The 18,917-nt window shown below is 60.4% G+C and carries 14 protein-coding genes; 10 read left to right on the top strand and 4 right to left on the bottom strand.

All coding sequences use genetic code 11. From position 1 onward, the window contains the following. Positions 1–942: 942 nt before the first annotated feature. Entirely contained in the window at positions 943–2,274 is a 1,332-nt protein-coding gene (locus BIWAKO_RS32260) for an FAD-dependent oxidoreductase (RefSeq protein ID WP_069883085.1), read from the bottom strand. A gap of 392 nt (positions 2,275–2,666) precedes the next feature. Between BIWAKO_RS32260 and BIWAKO_RS32255 the strand changes: the two genes are divergently transcribed. Together BIWAKO_RS32255 and BIWAKO_RS32250 are read left to right on the top strand one after the other, a co-directional pair. Further along, complete coding sequence (locus BIWAKO_RS32255) at positions 2,667–3,761, top strand: glycosyltransferase (RefSeq protein ID WP_244523714.1); 1,095 nt, start codon at positions 2,667–2,669, stop codon at positions 3,759–3,761. A 133-nt stretch (positions 3,762–3,894) separates the two neighbouring features. Next, positions 3,895–4,812, top strand: a complete 918-nt coding sequence (locus BIWAKO_RS32250; protein ID WP_244523713.1) for a glycoside hydrolase family 16 protein — start codon at positions 3,895–3,897, stop codon at positions 4,810–4,812. Between the two features lie 99 nt (positions 4,813–4,911). Here the strand turns inward: BIWAKO_RS32250 and BIWAKO_RS32245 are convergent, their stop codons facing one another. The 3 genes from BIWAKO_RS32245 to BIWAKO_RS32235 all read right to left on the bottom strand — a co-directional run bounded on the left by BIWAKO_RS32245 (position 4,912) and on the right by BIWAKO_RS32235 (position 7,806). Beyond that, positions 4,912–5,745, bottom strand: a complete 834-nt coding sequence (locus BIWAKO_RS32245; protein ID WP_069883083.1) for an FkbM family methyltransferase — start codon at positions 5,743–5,745, stop codon at positions 4,912–4,914. Between the two features lie 43 nt (positions 5,746–5,788). Further along, on the bottom strand, positions 5,789–6,985 hold the full coding sequence (locus tag BIWAKO_RS32240) for a glycosyltransferase family 4 protein (RefSeq protein WP_084652517.1): 1,197 nt from the start codon (positions 6,983–6,985) through the stop codon (positions 5,789–5,791). Between the two features lie 116 nt (positions 6,986–7,101). Beyond that, on the bottom strand, positions 7,102–7,806 hold the full coding sequence (locus BIWAKO_RS32235; RefSeq protein ID WP_069883082.1) for a VanZ family protein: 705 nt from the start codon (positions 7,804–7,806) through the stop codon (positions 7,102–7,104). A 592-nt stretch (positions 7,807–8,398) separates the two neighbouring features. Between BIWAKO_RS32235 and BIWAKO_RS32225 the strand changes: the two genes are divergently transcribed. The 8 genes from BIWAKO_RS32225 (at position 8,399) to BIWAKO_RS32190 (ending at position 18,912) form a co-directional block, all read left to right on the top strand. Continuing rightward, positions 8,399–9,742: a polysaccharide biosynthesis/export family protein gene (locus BIWAKO_RS32225; RefSeq protein ID WP_176733492.1), complete on the top strand. Its 1,344-nt coding sequence runs from the start codon at positions 8,399–8,401 to the stop codon at positions 9,740–9,742. A gap of 84 nt (positions 9,743–9,826) precedes the next feature. After that, the gene (locus tag BIWAKO_RS32220; protein WP_069883079.1) at positions 9,827–10,474 is read left to right on the top strand and encodes a LuxR C-terminal-related transcriptional regulator; all 648 of its coding nucleotides are present in this window, start codon (positions 9,827–9,829) and stop codon (positions 10,472–10,474) included. A 404-nt stretch (positions 10,475–10,878) separates the two neighbouring features. Beyond that, entirely contained in the window at positions 10,879–11,469 is a 591-nt protein-coding gene (locus BIWAKO_RS32215) for a sugar transferase (RefSeq protein ID WP_176733491.1), read from the top strand. Between the two features lie 106 nt (positions 11,470–11,575). After that, positions 11,576–12,730, top strand: a complete 1,155-nt coding sequence (locus BIWAKO_RS32210; protein WP_069883077.1) for a glycosyltransferase — start codon at positions 11,576–11,578, stop codon at positions 12,728–12,730. Positions 12,731–13,039: 309 nt separating this feature from the next. Further along, entirely contained in the window at positions 13,040–14,119 is a 1,080-nt protein-coding gene (locus tag BIWAKO_RS32205) for a hypothetical protein (RefSeq protein WP_244523712.1), read from the top strand. A gap of 313 nt (positions 14,120–14,432) precedes the next feature. Next, positions 14,433–16,448, top strand: coding sequence for a glycosyltransferase (locus BIWAKO_RS32200; RefSeq protein WP_069883076.1), 2,016 nt, complete (start codon positions 14,433–14,435; stop codon positions 16,446–16,448). A 38-nt stretch (positions 16,449–16,486) separates the two neighbouring features. Continuing rightward, positions 16,487–18,127 (top strand): exopolysaccharide biosynthesis protein, encoded by a 1,641-nt coding sequence (locus BIWAKO_RS32195; protein WP_210185102.1) that lies wholly within the window; start codon positions 16,487–16,489, stop codon positions 18,125–18,127. After that, positions 18,124–18,912, top strand: coding sequence for an FkbM family methyltransferase (locus BIWAKO_RS32190; protein WP_069883074.1), 789 nt, complete (start codon positions 18,124–18,126; stop codon positions 18,910–18,912). Before BIWAKO_RS32195 ends, BIWAKO_RS32190 begins: the two co-directional genes overlap by 4 nt. Positions 18,913–18,917: the final 5 nt, after the last annotated feature.

Below are 18,917 nucleotides of genomic sequence, written 5' to 3'. Positions count from 1 at the left end.
GTCAATTTCCTCGCGTGAGTGCACGCTGACGTGCGAGGCCGATGACACGGGACAATCGTGGAGGGAACGCGTTTGCAACCTGCCGGAACTGTGCAAGGCGCGATCCGCTGAAGGCCCAGTTGTCTGGAAAATCCTATTGGGGGGAACAAAAGACTTGTCTCCCGGTTTTGCTTTTTTGATTGAGATCCAGCGCAGTCGAGCTGCGCCCTCGAACATCAAGAACCGCCGAGGCCTACATCGAGCAAGCTACGCCACAAAGGAACATTTGATGCCCTCAGGCAGAGGCCGGCTTATGCTGCGCCACAACTATTCTATCCCTGGCCTTTATCAATTCGAGGCCGCTCGGCGGGAAGGCATCTGGGAGGGATCCTTTACCGGGAACATTAGCCACATCGATCGCTGTGGGATGTCGAGCGAAATGGAACTTCACTGCGTCGGCGGGCTCACCCTCAAGATTTCCGTGACCATTTACAGCGGGGCGGTGCTAACTTTCACTGCTCCGCGCGTAGAGAGCGCGAGTACCATCCTGCCCCTCGTTATGGAACGGAAGGCAGGCTCAGGTTAACGCTGTGTTGCTCGCTAAGCTGCTCGTCCACGTGAATTTCCCTAATTTTGCATTCCAGTGGTCGGTGCACGGCGCCATAGACATGCCCTCGGCTTCGAATGACATTGTTGATGCACATACCCGGCATGAAGCGAGCCGGGACAGGTATCACGGGCATCTCGACGTATTTCCGCCGTCCATCCCAGGCCTCCGCCGCCCAAGATCGTTGGTGAGGGGTCACGTCGGCATCAAACACACCTCGATGGCGTTGACGCGGCGATCGTCCGATCACGCCCTGTCGGTTAGACAAACGGTCGCGAACGTTGGGGGCCATCGTGCTGGTTGCTCGGCTGAGAACGTCGGGCGCCGCTGTCTACGTTAGAGACATGGTTAGGTGGTTACAGCCCGCTTGCACGTCGCAAGGCGGCCTCGGCTTCCAAAGTAGAGACGCGCGCTGTCGGCTGGTAATTGAAGCCCCCTTGCCGTCCGAACGACTCGATCCCCAGCGCCGTCAGTGCCTGGATGGCCTTTGCGGCCTTCTGATCCGATCGCCCTTTGTAGATCGGGTAGGCATTCTTGAGAAATTGGCTTCCTTCGAGATTGAGATCTCCGGCGAAAAGCCCGTTAGCCGCCACATGATCTCGGAAGTCCTTTTCGGCTTTAACGACCGATCCCTGGATGTGGTTGGCGATGACCTCGACGGCAAAGTACTCCCGATCCCCGCGTCGCCCATAAAAATCCGAGTACACGGTCAACCGCTTCCAGGCCCCCTTGTGAGAAAAATTATAGAGTATCGTTTCTCCGAAACCCCGTTCGCCCGAGAAGCTGAAATACAAAGTCAGAAGCGTGATCGTTTCGAGCTTGTCCGAGATCGGCAGATTGCACAGCGCTTCGATCCTCATAAGTGGGATCGTCGAAATGACGCGTTCGGCCAGGATGACCTTGTCGTCCAGGGCTAGGCGAAAGTAACCGTCGCGCTTCTCAAGCCGATGCATCCTGGCATGCGTAATGATGGATGCGCCGCGTTTCGCCAATCGTGCGGCAGCAACAGCGTACAGGTGGCCATATCCCTCACGCGGACGCGCAAGCTGGCGGTTCGTGGGAGGTGGTGGCTTCGGCTTTGTGAGGCGGGCCAGCAGGGACCTCAGCGAGCTGTGCTCGCTGATCCAGAGCATCCGCTTCCTAGCCAATTCGATGTCGATCTGGTCGGAAGAAACGCCATAGAAGCGCGTCATATACGAATCGAGCCCCGATCTTTGCAGAAGCCGGTCGCCGATCCAGAACTGCGCGAATTCCTTGGCATTCCGCATCTTTCGTCGGAAGACGCGCGCATAGACCACAGAGGCAAGGATCTTCGAAATTTCGATCGGCCCGGCCGCGAGGATGTCATCCCTGACCGAAATCGGATAAGCAGTCACGATCCCTTGCGGTGTCAGCCTGCTCCAACTGGGATCGATCCGCACATAGTGTTCAAGTAGCTCCGGGAAATGCTTAAGGAGCGGTGAATCGTCCTGAAATATGATGCTGCCGATATCGAAGGTGTAGCCGTCTGACGACCAGTCGATGTGATTTCCGCCGATATGCGGATATTCTTCGACGATGATTACCCGCTCGCAGCCCTGCTCCAGAAGCACGGAAGCAGATACCAGTCCGGAAATCCCCGCGCCGAGCACGACCGCATCGCATCGTTCTGTCACGGCAGGCGGAGTCGGGAGCGCAGACCCTTGCATAATGATGACCGGTTAAACGGCTGGAAAAGCAGAGTATAGACAAGGCGCCCTCCCCCTAAAAGCAAATCAATCTAGCACCATGTGCTCAATCATCAGGCAGATTCGCGCTGAAATCGCATCTATCCATCCAGAATTTTTAAGTTTTGCCTCTCCTGTAGGCCCGCAAGATACGATGCTCGACTATCGATCCCTGCTTGCGAAAACCACGAGATCAATCGCGCTGTAATCGAAGCGATCCATGCGGTTGGATCGACTCTTGCAGGCGCAGCCGTACGGCCGCGCACCAGGTTTAGCGGTTCAGCTGCGGACGTAAGAGAAGTAACAGGCACATGACCAGAACTCGGGTTCTCTATGTACTGCCACCGACGGGGAAATTTGCCGGAATCGAGCGGGTGGTCGACGAGATCGCGAATACGATAGCCGTCGACTACGAGGCGCGGTTCGAGATTGCGGTTCTGCATCTGTCGGACTACGGCGACTATGCCGTTGGGCCACGCGCGTACACGTATCTGAAGGGCTCGATCCGCGGACGGTTACATCAGATGGGCGTCCTGCGCCGGATGATCGGGCACGGGAACTATGATCTCGTCGTGGTGCCCCAGATCGAACCGACAGCGATCGTCTGGCTCGCGTGCCTCGGCCTCGGTCCGCGCCTAATCCTCCACCTGCACGGAAACCCGCGACACGAGAACACTCATCCCAAGGCCCATATTATTTTTGGCGTTTTCCGAATGCTGGTGCTGGACCGCCTGACCTATGTTTTCGGCACCAGCCCAAAGCAATTGAGGGCCTTTGGGCGGGATTTCCCGGGTGTGGCGAGCCACTGGACTCCAAATCCCGTCCGTGAATTCCCGGCCATGGAGCGCGAGGCACGCGCTGAAGATGGACGCGTTGTATTTGTGAACGTTGGACGCTTTTGCTTTCAGAAGGGGCAAGACCTGATCATTGCGGCCTTCAGGGACGTCGTTCGCCTGCGGCCGAAGGCCAGGCTCGTCCTGGTAGGATACGGAGAGGAGAAAGCTGGGCTGGCAGCCCAGGCCCGCGACCTCGGGATCGCGGATTCGGTCAGCTTCGAACATCACCCGCAGGATCCTGTTCGTCCGCTGGCGGCTGCCGACGTCTACGTCTCGCTATCGCGCTGGGAGGGTTGGAGCCTTGCGATCTGCGAGGCTTTGCGTCTCGGATTACCGGTGGTGTCTTCGGATTGCGAATTCGGCCCAAGCGATATTTTGACCGACGAGCGGCTGGGCCGACTCGTCCCGACGGAGGACAAGGCGGGCGCGGTCGAGGCGATGCTCTACTATCACGACAACATCGTTGCCGAGCGCGCGTTCGCCGAGTTTCGTGCGGCTTATGTCGCGCGCTTCAATGTCTCGAAAGTGGCGACGGAGCACGCCCTGGCACTCACGAAGGCAGCTGGCCGTCCAGTCGCGGGCGCCCCGCCTCGCGAAGCGGAGAATGCTTGGGGCGGAAGAACATCCGCTTGACCCTTAGAGCGGGGTTCGGAGCTTCGCCGCTTTAAACACCGGCATTACATTTGCACAACCGCCTTGGAAGGCCACCGCACTTGCTTGGGGCCGCGGCGGGAGCCTGGCTGACAAGGTGAGACACGGAAGAGGGATGGGGGCGTATCCGGTGCCTGTCGAAGGCCGGATCATGTACCCCGCGAACCCGGATATAGAGGGCTTTGCAATGGCCGAGTTATTGAAACTGAGCTCTGCCGCATTCCTGCTCGCCGCATTCGGCAGCCAGCAGAACATTTCGGCGCAAGATCGCTCGGACAGCTGCGCCTTGCGCCCCGTTCTGCTCGAAGAGTTCGACAGCCTGAGCATTGCGGCCCGCGCGCTCGGCTCCGCGCGCTGGACCGCCCACACGCCTTGGAACGGCGATTTTGGAGACGCGCAGTTCATGGATCCGGGGCCGCACGGGCCATTCCAGATCGAAAACGGCGAGCTCGTCATAACGGCCTCAAAGACGCCCGACGGGAAGTGGAAATCCGGGCTGATCGCTGGGGCCGACGCGAGCGGAGCCGGTGTCGGCGCTCAGTACGGCTATTTCGAAGTGCGAATGAAGATGCCCCCGGGCCCTGGCACCTGGCCGGCGTTCTGGCTGGCGCCGCTCAAGCCTGCCAACAGTACTGACGGGGATGTCGAAATCGACGTCATCGAATATTATGGGCAGTTCACGGCTGCTTTCCAGTCCGTGGTGCATGTCTGGTACAAGGACATCACCAGAAAAAGGGGGCAGGCCAAGGTCATCGATGTGAAGGACGGAGCGCTTGTCGCCGACTTTCACACGTTCGGAGTGGATATATCCCCGAGCAAGATTACCTTCCTCCTGGATCGGAATGAGGTTTGGTCCTACCCGACGCCACCTGAGCTCAACAGCAAGATGTACCCACTGGTCAATCTCGCACTTGGAAGCGGCTGGCCAATCGACAAGACGCCCAACCCTTCAAGGCTCTACGTCGATTATGTGCATGTTTATGAGCGTGGCTCCGGGCCTCCCGAAGGATGTCCTATCGGACTGCCGCGATAGGCTCGCAGCGAGTTCGCGCCGCAGCGCTACGAGCGTACAAGGCTACGGTCTGCCATATCGCCGCCAGGGTGCTGCCCGAATGCCAGACAATAAGGCGGCCTAAAGCGAGGCGTGGGTGTCAAACCAGCCCGGAAGCGGGCCCCGGTAGCCGGTCGTAGCCTTGTAGGCCGTCGATATCACACCCTTCGCGACGCGCGGGAGTTTCGAATAGACCGAGCGATCTCCGAACATCCGGTATCTGGCAAAGATCTCCTTGTAGGATGCGATCGCCTGATCCCTTGTCAGCCAGGGCTGAGGGATGTCTTCTCCGAACGGGCCCGAGGCGCATTCCATGAAGGTATAGGCGATCGGCTTGCCGTCGACGGTGCGCACCTGAACGGTCCGTCCGGGAATAGACCGTTGCTGAACGACTTTGAACTTCGTGTAGCCGAGCCCTTCAAGGAGATCGAATTCCTTGATGAGCTCGTCGAAATCGACCTTTTCCGATTCAATCGAAAGATAGTTCGGCCGCTTCGGGAACTCCCGCAATGCATCCAGAACCAGAATATCGACCCCCTCGACGTCGATCTTGACGTAATGAGGGACCCCGAAGCGGGCGAATACATCCGGCACGTCGATCCGGGGCAACTGGATGGCTTCGCTTTCAAAGCCACGGGCCGCATTGCGATCGGCCCAATCGGGCTCGATGGTCCCCCAGATGGACGCACGCGGGTTCCTGTAGAAGGTCACCGTATCACCGGCTGAAGGCGGCGCGATCGCTCCTTCGACGATGTGGAGGCGACCGACCTCAAGCTCATCGCGAAACTTGAGCCTGCATTCCTCGATGAGCTGCGGATTGGCTTCGACCGCGACAACACGGAAGCCCTTCTTCAGGTAGAATTCGGTGTCTTCGCCTCGGTGCAGGCCAAAGTCGTATACAAGATTAGAGTTCACCTGCGATCTCCATGTTGCGCGGCGACTGGCGACGGGCTGTATCTCAGCGCTCCTGCACCGCGCCGGGCTGCCGGGTTTCGGCGCGTACGAGTTCGCGACTGATCTCGACATGTCTGCGAATGTAGGCATCCAGGTTAGCCGGTCCCTCGACGACCCGCGCCTGGGCACGAGCTGTCATCGCCAAAGACGTTTCGCGCTGGGCAAGGACATGGGCGATTGCGGCCGATAAGGCGCCAGCATCTCCCACCGGAACAAAGATTACCTCGTTGTCGGTAAAATAGGAGCGCAGGCCTCCGGCATCGGACGCGATGACGGGGACACCGGCCAGAACGGCCTCGAGGATGGCGGTGATCCCGCTGGCGTGGGCATTTTCTGTGAGCGGGACGACGGCGACTGATGCGTGTCCGTACGCGGCACGCAATTGGTCGTTCGTCTTGGCGGGTCCCATCCGGACATGCGATCGTGCGAGCCCCCTGTGTCTCCCGGCCGTGTGAGAGAGGATATCGACTTCGACGCCTTTGAGATCGTTGACTGCGGCGATCAGCGTCTTCCAGTCTCTATGGCGGTCGTTTCCGACGGCAACAACCGAAGCCCCTGATTCCGTCGCCTGGGCAGGTTTGCCGAGATCTTCGCACCCGATTCCGAAATGCAACATTTCAATGCGCTTGTCAGGAAAGAGCTTTCGAGCGATCTCGGCGTTAGCGGTTGACAGCGTCGTCAGAACATCCACGCGGCGGATCAAGAAGCGGTAAAGCGCCCTCCTGATCGGTCCAAAGCGCGGCCAGCGGTCAAACAGCCATACGCTCTGGCCTATCAGCTTGGGGCCGCTTCCTCGCACCATGAGCAGCGCCGACACCGCCAGGAACTGCGATTCGGTATGTGTCCACACTACATCGGATCGAAAAATCGCATCTCTCTGGGACACGGCATGGGCCATGTCGAATCCCAGGATCACCCTGGCGCCGAGGCGCATCAGGCGACCGAGCATGCCTTCGTTCCGGGATCGCGAGAACCTCACGCGGCAGCCCATCGAGCCGGCTCTTCCGTAACCATAGGGCGTTATATCGTTTCGTCCGACCAGGGTTCCGTTCGCCCAGGCCTCACGCCAGCCATCCGCGTCTTTGTCATAAGCGAGATGGGCAAAAACGCTGATCGGCGGGTCGTTGTGAGCCTCCCCATTTGCATGGCCGTCGACTGCCGCGCCCGGAGCAGTGCATTTCGTCTCACCCGATAGCAACATCTTCAACTCCTCGGGCCCATCGCCGGTCTGACGGGCCAAGGGCTCTGCTGGGTTGGCCGCCGGTCATCGCCCACTTACCTGGCGCGTCGACGAACCATCGAAATGGGGGGCAAGCTTCACGAGTAGCCTTCATGCCGTTTGAGGCGCTCCGTCAGCAGCACCAGCATAATGCCGATCCCCAAGCCGGCCGCCTTGACCATAGAATCATGGACGGTGCCGTGACGGCTCGGTACCCAGCTCTGCGCCACCTCCAGCAGCGCGACCGAGGCGAAACCTGCCGCGAAAATGACTAACCGATGCCTCGGGTACCCGATTGCGAACGCAACCGCCGTGAGTAGATACGCTAGGATCCGCTCCAGATCCGGAAAGCCACCGGGGATGGCTGGCCGCTGCTCGACCCCCGAAAGGGTTGCGTAGACAATGATGCCGGCCAGCACCCAGCCCAGAACACGGAAGAGTTTGCGGGGCGCTACTACTTTCCCCAATGCTCGAAGCCACGGGCGCGCGCCCGTCGCCGGCGGAATCCCCGATTTTTGCCGGGAGGACCCTGCCTTGGATCCCTCGATCTGTGCCCGCCAATCTCCGAGCATCGCACGCTGAGTCAGGAGTTCGGCCAGACGCCGTTGACAATTGCGCATCTGGGCTTCGGCCTCGACAAGGCTAGCCTCATCCTCCGCCTCGCGTTCGTAATAGATGCCGTCCTCATTCCCCATAAGTTCAGCAGCCTGCATGCGGGCTGTCTCCAGGCGGCGCGTCAGGCCGTCCACTTCAAGATTGATCGAGGCGAGCGCGGTGACCAGATCGTTTCGGATGGTACGCATCCGATCGATATCGGTTTGAAAGTCTCGGTCTTCGCCTCGAAAGCGCAGTGGACGTGACAATGCCGATCCCCTGTCCGCAGACGGTGGAGACGGCGACTGCCGCCTCACCAGCAGGAGGCTCAGCAATTCATGTGCCAAATGTGCTTAGCAGCCAGCCAGGCGGTATTGTCGCCGGCTCAGGGCCGTGGGCCCGCGTCCAAGGTACGTGGAATGACGCGAGGCGTTTCTGCTTCCCTTGCCGCCCTGCGCGAGCGCCTGGCGCCGAGGGTAATGCTGAGAAGGCCAACCGTGGCGCTGGCTGCGACCGTTCCCAAGACTATCGCCAAGGGGGCGCCTTGCGCCCAAAAAAGCCAGATCGTCAGCCCTCCGCTTGCGAGCGCGACAATGAACAGGACTATCAGCATCGGTTTTCGCTTCCGCAGCGCTTCATCCCAATAGGACCTTAGCCTTAATCGCCGTCCCGGAGAAGCACGCCGGATCCCGCCCCTCCCGAAAGATTGAAGGAGCACCGTTTAAGGGAATGTTAACGGCAGTGCGAGAATTGGCCGCTGTTTTGCTTTGGTACTTACGGCCAATCCGTTTGGAGTGTTCCGTGAAGCAATGCGTTCAGATCCATCGCCCGCCTCAGCGCGGTGATTTCGGCCGAAAGTGCATCGGCGCTGCTCGTGGGGGACTTCTGGCGCTGGTCTGCATGTTCGCGGCTCTCCCGAGTGGGTTTACCATTGCAGCGGAGTATCACGTCGGTCCGCATGATCGTCTCAGGATCAAGGTATCCGAATGGCGACCCACCACGCGTGAGCTTTTCGAATGGTCGACGTTGAGCGGTGAATTCACAGTCAGCCCTGCAGGCATGCTGTCGCTCCCAGTAATCGGCGCATTCTCTGTCGAGACCATGACGATGGCGGATATCGCAGCAACGATATCCGACCGATTGAAAGTGGCCGCTGGGCTCGTCTCGGCACCAGCAACCGCAGTGGAGATGGCTCAGTACCGCCCGATCTATGTCGTTGGGGCGGTCGAGCGCCCAGGAGAGTACGCATACCGCCCTGCAATGACGGCTTTGCATGCGGTAAGCATCGCGGGTGGCTATCAGCGCGCGGAAATGGCGCTCGGTCGATTCGAGCGGGAGACGATCGTCGCCGAAGGCGAAATCCGCGTACAGCAGTCGCAACTCGTCTCGCTTCTGCTGCGTCGAGACCGACTTCAAGCCGAGGCTCGCCAGGCGGACGACATTCGTTTCGCAAGCGAGATCGAGCGCTATAGCGGTGACGGCGCGGCTGACGCGATGCGCGAGGAGCGCGCCTTGTTCACTTCGCGTCGCAAGGCAATCGTGTCGCGCATCGAACTCCTGCGGGAATCCCGCAGGATGCTGGACGAGGAGCTGAAGACGCTTGGTGCGAAGGAAATCACTCAGAAGCGCCAACAGGATCTCATCCAGCGCGAGCTCGACAATATCAATAGCCTCATTCGGCGGGGTTTGACGGTTAATCCGCGCCAACTCGCGGTCGAGCAAAATCTGGCGCAATCCGAAAGCCAGGCCCTGGACTTGATACTAGCTACAGCGCGGACAAAGCAGGAGATCAGCCGCCTCGAAGCTTCGATCCTCGAGGTCTCGAATGAGCGCGAGATCGATATTGCGCGTGAGCTCCGCGAGACCCAGCTCTCCCTGAAGCAGACCGTTGATCGGATCAACTCTTTGCGCGCGCTGATCTATGAATCCAGCGCGGTCGCGCCGGCGCTTCAGACAGAGCAAGAGCGAGCGTTGGCGCGGATGCGGTTCAGCATCCTGCGCCAGGATGGAGAAGCGGTTCAGGAAATCCAGATAGAGGAAAGTTCGACGATCCAGCCCGGTGACGTGGTGAAGATCGAACGAGCGGGGCTGCGGTCGATCGCCGCGCGGCCACCCACCAGCGCGTCGCCAGGCATTCAGAATTAACCGGAGCGCGCTCGCCCAAGGAGAACCAGAGACATCGCGGCGAGTTGGATTGCTACAATCGCCAATCATCCGAAGGAACTGGGCATGGCATTGTCGGGCGAGCCCCTGGTTCGCGTCTTTTTGGCTGACGAGCATCCAATCTTTCTGGTCGGGTTGCACTCCTGCCTTCAAGGGCATCCCTGCATTGAGATCGTGGGTAAGACGAACAAGGTCGGCCAGCTGATCGACGCTGTGAATGGCACCATGCCGGACGTCCTGATTGTGAGCGCTAGCTTCAACGGCGTCTCGGCGATGGAAGCGCTGTTGATGAGCGTGCCATATGTGCGGGTGATCGTACTGGTTGATCAGGCGGAGGCGGCTCAGGCCCGGCACATGCTCGCACTGGGCGTGCGCGGCTTCGTTTTCAGGCAATCGCCAATTCAGGTCCTGCCCAAAGCAATCGCCGCCGTGCGCCGCGGCGAGTACTTCAACGATGCAGCGGACGCTCAAACCCGAGAACACATTGCCTTTGAGCGCAGAAATGGGTTGTCAACCCAAGCCACGTTGACCAGCCGCGAGCGCGAGGTCCTACGACTGATTGCGCTAGGATTCAGCGTTCGAGAGGCAGCTGACAATCTTGGCATCGCGGCCAAATCGGCGGAAACCTACAAGGCGCGGGCGAGCATGAAGCTCGGCATCGATAACAGGCGAAAGATCGTGCAGTACGCGATCATCCAGGGCTGGTTCCAATAGTTCCCGCGGGCTCGCGGCACCTGGCGCCCCATTCAATCAAATGCCCCTCAATCCATCGGATGCCGGGTCGCTCGCAGCCGCGGCCATCTTAATCAGCGTGCGCGCCACCCTCCACGGACCTAAGTGATCAACAAAGCGGCGATTCATCGATAGTTCTGTCAGGAATTTAACTGACAATGGTCGTTATTGGATCAGTTTTCGGGCGTTGTGGTCGAATATGGTGCGCCGCACAATAAGCGTCTTGTTATATAACCAATTTCGATTAATAATATATTTATATTCTCCCCGTTGTGTAGGGCGAGGCGATGGATCGATCATTGAAGTCACGATACTTCGTATTAGCGCTTTCGCCACCTATACGAAGGCGAAAGACTCGTCGAACAGCAGAATACACAGCAAAACGCTTGTTTGATGTGTCGATGGCGTCGATACTGATCATCCTTCTAACGCCGTTGATCATTGTACTCATCGCTTTGATCCGATCGTCCGATGAGGGCCCAGCGTTGTTTCGCCAAACGCGCATCGGCAAGGGGGGCAGAACGTTCGCTTGCTGGAAGTTTAGAACCATGGTCAGCGATGCTGATGAGGCACTGCAGCGCCTGATCGGTTCCGACCCCGCGGCTGCGAAAGAATGGGCCGAATCTCAGAAGCTCTCACGCGATCCACGTATCACGCGGCTTGGTGGGTTTCTGCGCAGGAGCAGCCTTGATGAGCTTCCGCAACTCTTCAATATCCTCGTCGGCGACATGAGCTTTGTCGGCCCCCGGCCTATCGTTGGGGCCGAAATTGAGCGGTACGGCGAAGCCTTTGCGCATTGCTTTTCGGTTCCACCGGGCCTCACCGGGCTATGGCAGGTTAGCGGTCGAAGTGACTGCAGTTACGCAACCCGCGTCGCGCTCGACAGCCAATATGCCAGCGAATGGCGCTTGCTATTGGACGCCAAGATTCTCGTGAAGACCGTACCCGCGGTTTTGCGGCAACGGGGCAGCCGCTAGACGCGTGAGCTATCCGGACTCCTCGAACGAAGGGAAAGCCCGCAATGCAACAGCCGTCCCCATGCCAGGCTAAGGCCCATGACTGCGTCAGGGAGTCCTCCCCGTTATGAAGGTCGCGATCGTCCATTACTGGCTGGTCGGGATGCGAGGTGGAGAGAAGGTTATCGAGGCTCTCTGCCGCATGTATCCTGAGGCCGACCTCTTCACCCATGTCTATGTTCCCGAAGCGGTGTCGGACGAAATCCGGCGCCACAAGGTCACGACGAGTTTCATCAACGGACTGCCACGGGCCTCGAGGTTCTATCAGAAATACTTGCCCCTGATGCCCCTCGCGCTAGAGCAGCTCGATCTCCGAGGCTATGATCTGATCATCTCCAGCGAGTCTGGACCAGCCAAGGGAATTATTCCCCCACCCGGCTGTATGCACATCTGCTATTGCCACTCGCCGATGCGCTATATCTGGAACATGTTCCATGAATATCGAAATAGATCTGGCGTATTCACCCGTTTCATCATGCCTTTTCTTGCACATTACGTCAGGAATTGGGACAGTGTTTCGGCCGACCGCGTCGATCATTTCATCGCCAACTCCGAGACCGTTGCCCAGCGTTTGCATCGCTACTATCGGCGCGCATCCACGGTGATCAACCCGCCGGTCGATGTCGACGCGTTCGAGGTCCTGCCACCTGAGCAAGTCGAGGACTATTGCCTCATGGCCGGCGAACTTGTCGGTTACAAACGCCCCGATCTCGCCGTGGAAGCCTTCAATCGCTCCGGTCGCCGGCTCGTCGTAATCGGCGGCGGCGAGATGCTCGCCGCGCTACGACGGATCGCCAAGCCGAACGTAACGGTGATGGGGCCACAACCCTTCGCTGAACTGCGTCACCACTATTCCCGCTGCCGCGCCTTAATCTTTCCAGGGGAGGAAGATTTCGGAATGGTTCCGATCGAGGCGATGGCGAGTGGCCGACCGGTCATCGCCTTCCGTCGTGGAGGAGCCACGGAAACGGTTGTCGACGGTTTGACCGGCCTGTTCTTCGACGAACAGAGCGTCGAGGCAATCATCGATGCAGAGGAGAGAGCGCGGGCGATCATGTGGCGGCCTGCCGAAATCGCAAACCACGCTCGAAAATTTTCGAGCAGCGTCTTCGAGGAAAAGATGCGGGCGCACATTGACCAGCTGCTCAAGCCGATGGCCGGTACATTTACCCTGGTTCCCTCCGCGCAACGGGAGCGGCCGGTCCTCCTGACCACCGCTTGAGCGCGTAGTTTCCGAGTGAGAATTCGAGGGGCCGGTCTTGACTGATGCACTATGGGAGATAATCGACGGCCACCTCCACGCACTGATCGGGCGCGCCTGCACAGCCGTTTCTGGCGAACGGCCGAATCAACTGCTGTCGAATTGGCGCCCCGTTGCCGCGCCTTCCAAACGCTCTCGCGCTGTGCGTGCCCGAGGGACCCTCCCGCCTCGTTTATGTGGTGTGACCGTGTTCGGCAAAGCCGGCCGGGACAGGGCGGATCATGAGGTCAGGCGGTTTGATTGGCCCCGGGTGGCGCGAGACATTGTGCCATGAGCGTGGAACCGATTGGCGTCTTGACGATCCTGCTCGGCTTTATTTGCTTGTACCTCGGAACCGGCGCGCTGGCGAAGGGCGCTATCGTCACAGCGATCTTCGGCGCATCGTCAGCTGTGTTCATCGGCCCGGCAAACATTCCGCCAGGTCATGTCATGCTCGGTTTCCTCGCGGTCGGCGCGATGACCCAGCGTCGCGTGTCGGCAGCCGCTATCCGCTCGCTCCACCCCAACGAACCAGGCTTCTGGTTCGCATGCCTCGCGATCTATGGCGTCGCCAGCGCCTTTCTAATGCCGCGTGTCCTGACCGGAATAACTGAAATCTTTCCACTCGGTACCACGGCCTTCGACGATACCGGTTCGACCGTCCCCCTGGCGCCCGGGTCGAGCAATCTGACGCAGAGTGTCTATATGATAGCCAATCTGCTGTGCTTCGTCATGATCGTCGGTGTCGCGTCTAGCCGTGGCGGTTTCTCCGCCGCCTTGAGTGGGCTCATCGGCTACTGCGTCGCGAACACGATCTTCGCTTTCGCTGATCTCGCGACCTACGGGACGGGCACACAGGAACTTCTCGGGTTCATGCGGAATGCCCGCTACACGCTCCATACCAATTCCGAGGTCGGAGGAATGAAGCGCATCGTCGGTTCGTTCACGGAGGCCTCGGTTTTCGCGCGGTCCACGCTCGGCGTATTCGGCTTCATGGGCACGCTTTGGCTGTGCGGCCATCGCTCGGTGCTCACTGGCACAGTTGCGGCGCTGTCGCTGCTGCTAATCATCCTGTCGACGTCATCGACGGGGCTTGCGGGCGCACCAGTCGTTCTGTGCATCCTCTACGCGACGGCGATATTTCGCCTCGGTCACGGATCATCGGCGCGGCGTGCCGCTACCGTCGTATTCTGGGCGCCGTTGCTCGGAATCGCAGCATTGCTCCTGCTGCTTCTCGATCCGGCGGTCTCGGCGATGATACGCGATTATATCGACATGGCGGTGCTCGATAAGGCGGGCTCGACTTCCGGCATCGAACGCGGCTCCTGGAACGTCGTTTCCTTCCAGAACTTTCTGGACAGCTGGGATTAGGTGTCGGCCTGGGCACCGCCAGGGCATCAAATTTCGTCATTGCGCTGCTGGCAACGACCGGAATACCCGGACTGTTCTTCTATTCCATCTTCGCGATCGAATGTTTCGCTCGCCCCCGCGGGGAGGCCGGCAACCTGGAGGCCAATGTCGCAGTCGCGGCAAGAAACGGCGCCTTGGGCCTGCTGTTCGGCGACCTGCTCGTCGGCACGGTCATAGACCAGGGACTATTCTTCTGCGCGCTCGCCGCGACAGCGGCAGCGTTGAGACCGCGCCGGCGTGCGCTCCGGCCTCTCCAGGCTCTGGGAGCGCGCGCATGAGCGGCCCCGCCACCTTCGCGGTCAATGGCCGCTTCCTGACTCAAGCGCTGACGGGCGTGCAGCGCTACGCCCTGAATGTTGTCGAAGCCCTGGATGATGCACTGAAGAATGCGCACAGCACGAGTACGATCATCGCGCCCAGCAACGCCATCGACCCTGGCCTGCAGAGGATCGGTCTAGTTCGCGGCGGAAGGCTCGTCGGCCATGCCTGGGAACAGGTTGAGTTACCCGGGCTTTGTCGAGGGCGCCTGCTTAACCTCTGCAATACCGCGCCCGGTCTAAAGGCGGATCAGATCGTCTGCATCCACGACGCCAACGTCTTCACCGCCCCGGACAGCTATAATCCCGGCTTCCGCGCCTTCTATCGAAGCTTACAGCCCCTTCTCACGCGGCGCGGGGCACGTCTCGCTACGGTATCCCAAGCGTCGGCCCGCCAGATTGCGCGCTACCTCGCGGTGCCAGCCGGCAAGATCGCGGTCCTGCCCAACGGCCACGAGCATGCTCTCAGATGGGATCCCACTAAAGCGCACGTCGCCCACGAGGTCCTTCAGCTTCGGCGGGGAAATGGCGATCGCCCGTTTATCCTCGCCCTCGGCTCGCGCGCCAAGCACAAGAATCTCGGGCTTTTGATCGAGATTGCCCCCAGCCTCGCGGCGGCTGGCATCGATGTTGTGGTCGCCGGCAGCGGCGGCGAGATCTTCACCAGCGAAACGCTGGGACACGCGCCAAGCCTTACCACGATCGGCAGGGTGAGCGACGACGACCTCGCCTACCTGTTCGAACACGCGCTTTGCCTGGCGTTCCCATCCTGGACCGAAGGGTTCGGCCTGCCGATCATAGAGGCGATGGCGCGGGGATGTCCGGTCGTCTCGTCGGATTGTGCCAGCATGCCAGAAGTCTGCGGCGATGCAGCGCTGCTGGCTGCGCCTGACGACCCGGCGCAGTGGATAGCCCATATTCGCGCGCTGGCAGGGTCCGCGGCTTTGAGGGACCAGCTGATCGGGCGCGGACGGGATCGCCTGCCGTTGTTCTCCTGGCGTAGTACGGCTGAAGGCTATCTCGATCTGCTGGCATCGCCGCTCGCCGCGCGGCAGGCAAGCCCAAAGAGCAGCGCGCCGCGGCTTCGGGTCGGCGTCGTTGTAGCCACGCGCGGACGGCCGGACGTCGTGAGCGCATCTGTCCGTCATCTGCTGGATACTCAGACCCTCAAGCCGGATTCCGTCATCATATCGTGCATCGACACCGTCGATGCGGGGAACCTTGTTGCTCGAAACGACATTCAGGTTGTCGTCGGGCCGCCGGGCCTGGCAGCGCAGCGAAACACGGCACTCGCGCATCTCCCGCCGAACATCGACATCGTCGCCTTCTTTGACGACGACTTCATCGCGCACGACGACTGGCTAGCTGTCGCCGCGCAAACCTTCCGGGATGAGGCGAGCGTGGTGGGGTTCACCGGTCGCGTCCTAGTGGACGGCATCACCGGCCCCGGCATCAAGTTTGCAGAGGCCGTAAGAATGGTGGCGGAGGCGCCGCCAAGTGACTGGTCCTGGATCGAACCGTACAGCCCTTATGGGTGCAACATGGCTTTCCGCCACGCAAAGATCGGCACCATGCGTTTCGACGAACGTCTCGTCCTATACGGCTGGCTCGAAGACCGGGACTTTGCTGCGGCACTCGCTGCGCAAGGCGGGCGGTTCGTGAAATGCGCCGATGCGTTCGGCGTCCATATGGGAGTCAAAACCGGGCGAGTGGCGGGCGAACGCTTCGGCTACTCGCAGATCGTCAACCCGCTTTACATGCTGCGCAAGGGGACCATGACGATTGCACAGGTGGCGGACCATCTCTTTCGCAATATTGCGAGCAACCTTGGGCGAGCTCTGTGGCCAGAGCCCTTTATCGACCGTCGAGGGCGCCTCCGGGGCAACATCATGGGGATGATCGATGTCATTCGTGGGCGCATGCAGCCTGAACGTGCCGCCGCTCCAAACCTCCTGGGGACCAAGCCACAGTGATGCTCCGAGAGTTTCCACTCGCACGACCTGTACGGATCATGCCCCTCCCCGATGCGGTGCCAGCTTCCCCGGATGACGGTCCGGTTTCAATGCTGCGGGCGGTCGGCGCCACTGCGATACGCCATAGACTAAAACTGGCGGGATGGATCGCTATCTGCCTTGCAGCCGCCTTCCTGTATGTACGGGCAACTCCGGCGACCTACACGGCGACGACAACCTTGCTGCTAGAGCCACGCCGGCAAGTGCTGACCGCGGCGCGCGAAGCGGTTGCGCCCTCGACGCTCGACCTGAATCGTGCCGACAGCGAACTACAGGTGATCCGCTCGGAGCGGCTGTTGAGCACGGTTTTTGTCGCTCTGAAACTGGCCGATCACGCGGAGTTCCATTCTCTAAAGCCCAGTGCGATCCAGCTGATTGGGCGAAAGCTCTCGGGCATCGCGTCCCGCAGCGGACCGTTCGCATCGATGCCCGGTGAGGAACCGACCGTCCAAGGTGCGAACCCGGGTCCTGATCAGCGCAGGGTCGCATTCGAGAACTTTGCGCGGCGCTTCTCGGCGCGCCGCGTCGGTCAATCCTATGTGATCGAGATCGCCTATGACTCATCGGATCCTGATCTGCCCGCCCGGGTGGCGAACTCCGCCGCCTCCGCCTATCTCCTGCAATCTGTCGCGTTCAAGGCCGATGCGGCGCGCAGCGGAGGCGAATTCCTTCAGGCACGCCTCGACGCTCTTTCCGCCCAGGTCGACGCCGCGCGCCTCGCTGTGGAGGCTGGCCAGCTTCCTTCGACACCGACCCCCGACGCCGATGCTAAAATCATCGGCGCGGCACAGCTACCGCTTGGTCCCTCCGCTCCCCGGAAGGGGCTCATCCTCGCTTTCGGCGGTGTTTTCGGGCTGTTGAGCGGACTTTTCGTAGGTGCGATCGCTTCGGCCCTCGATCGCAAGGTCCGGCGGGGGCAGGACATTCCGCGTGAAACCGGCCTCCCCTGCCTTGCCGCGATCTCTAAGATCGACGTTTTGGCCGGCGCGCAGTACGCCTCGGCCCAAGATATGGCATTGCTCGTCGCGAGCGAGGGGTCCCAAGCCTTTGTTGCCGGGATCCGAGATTTGCGGACGGCGATAGAGATCGCTCGCCCGGCTGATCGCACGGGCGGCAATTTCGTCATTGCCATCGGTAGTTGGAAGCCCGCCGACGGAGCGACGATGCTGACCATGAACCTCGGCCAGCTGATGCATCTGGGCGGGCGCTCCGTCAGCATTCTGAGCGCGAATCTTGACGCCTTCCTCACCGAGACGCCCGATGCCGCGCCCCCTTCGACCATGGTCGATGCTATCGCCCAGAACCTGCCGCCCGAGCGCGTCGCCTTTCTGCTGTTCGACGGAATGCGGCTTCTTCCAATTCGATCGGCCATTCCCCAGCTCAACCGCTTCGCCGATCTTCGCGAGCCCAGGGCCGCGCGCATCGTCGCGCATGCCAGACAACTCGGCGACGTGCTGATCGACCTTCCGCCCTTCGACGACTCTGCCGACGCTCTCGCTCTGGCGACACACGCCGACTGCGTCATCCTGGCTGCGGCAGAGGGTTCAACGACCTTCGAGGAGTTGAACGATGCTACTGAAAAACTGCGTCGCGGCGGCACCAACGTGCTCGGCGTCGTCCTCGATCGCTGCCAGCCATGATGCTGAACGCAGTTGTCAAGAAATCCGCGGCACATTTTCTCCGGAAAATGGCCGATCGGCCCAATATGCGCCGCCTCGCCTTCAACGCCCTGCGGCTGCGGCGTCCGGAGATCATGGAGCTGCGGGACATGGATCCCGTTCGGTTTCTGGGATTTGCCTTCGATCGCATCGGCTGTTCCCGCTCGCAGATTCTTCAGGATCTCTGGGTCTGCTATGAACTCGGAGAGAAGCGTGATGGCTTCTTCGTGGAGTTCGGCGCGACGAACGGGGTTACGAACAGCAATACCTGGTTGCTGGAGCGAAGCTTCGGCTGGACGGGAATCCTGGCTGAGCCAAATCCGATTTGGCATGAGGCTCTTGAACGCAATCGAGACTGCGAAATCGACAAGCGCTGCGTCTTCGTCGGCTCGGGGGAGGTTCTATCGTTCGCAACAACCCCGGATCCTGAGCTAGGCGGGATTGCCGCAACCGCCCTATATGATCACTTTGCACCCATCCGCGAAGCATCTCCCACTTGCGACGTAGAGACGATATCGCTCAACGATTTGCTTGAGCAGTACCGTGCGCCCGCAATCATCGACTATATGTCGATCGATACCGAGGGGAGCGAACTTGCAATCCTCGAGGCGTTCGATTTTGAGCGCTGGCGCGTGCGTCTCCTTTCCGTGGAACATAGCAACAGCCCCCAGGAGCCGAAGATCGACGCATTGCTTGCTCGGCACGGATACCAGCGGAAATTTCCAGAATTCTCTCAGTGGGACGGCTGGTACACGAGCATAGCTTGACGTCG

It is taken from the genome of Bosea sp. BIWAKO-01, assembly GCF_001748145.1.
In the GTDB taxonomy this organism is placed as follows: Bacteria; Pseudomonadota; Alphaproteobacteria; order Rhizobiales; family Beijerinckiaceae; genus Allobosea.
Note: the sequence above shows the minus strand (reverse complement) of the source record. Positions and strands in the feature narration are given on the sequence as shown.

Excerpts from the sequence above, each read along its gene's own strand:
- BIWAKO_RS32200 (WP_069883076.1), top strand. The coding sequence starts at position 14,433 with ATGAGCGGCCCCGCCACCTTCGCGGTCAATGGCCGCTTCCTGACTCAA.
- BIWAKO_RS32205 (WP_244523712.1), top strand. The coding sequence starts at position 13,040 with ATGAGCGTGGAACCGATTGGCGTCTTGACGATCCTGCTCGGCTTTATT.
- BIWAKO_RS32250 (WP_244523713.1), top strand. The coding sequence starts at position 3,895 with ATGGGGGCGTATCCGGTGCCTGTCGAAGGCCGGATCATGTACCCCGCG.
- BIWAKO_RS32210 (WP_069883077.1), top strand. The coding sequence starts at position 11,576 with ATGAAGGTCGCGATCGTCCATTACTGGCTGGTCGGGATGCGAGGTGGA.
- BIWAKO_RS32240 (WP_084652517.1), bottom strand. The coding sequence starts at position 6,985 with ATGTTGCTATCGGGTGAGACGAAATGCACTGCTCCGGGCGCGGCAGTC.
- BIWAKO_RS32260 (WP_069883085.1), bottom strand. The coding sequence starts at position 2,274 with ATGCAAGGGTCTGCGCTCCCGACTCCGCCTGCCGTGACAGAACGATGC.
- BIWAKO_RS32195 (WP_210185102.1), top strand. The coding sequence starts at position 16,487 with ATGCCCCTCCCCGATGCGGTGCCAGCTTCCCCGGATGACGGTCCGGTT.
- BIWAKO_RS32235 (WP_069883082.1), bottom strand. The coding sequence starts at position 7,806 with ATGCGTACCATCCGAAACGATCTGGTCACCGCGCTCGCCTCGATCAAT.
- BIWAKO_RS32190 (WP_069883074.1), top strand. The coding sequence starts at position 18,124 with ATGATGCTGAACGCAGTTGTCAAGAAATCCGCGGCACATTTTCTCCGG.
- BIWAKO_RS32220 (WP_069883079.1), top strand. The coding sequence starts at position 9,827 with ATGGCATTGTCGGGCGAGCCCCTGGTTCGCGTCTTTTTGGCTGACGAG.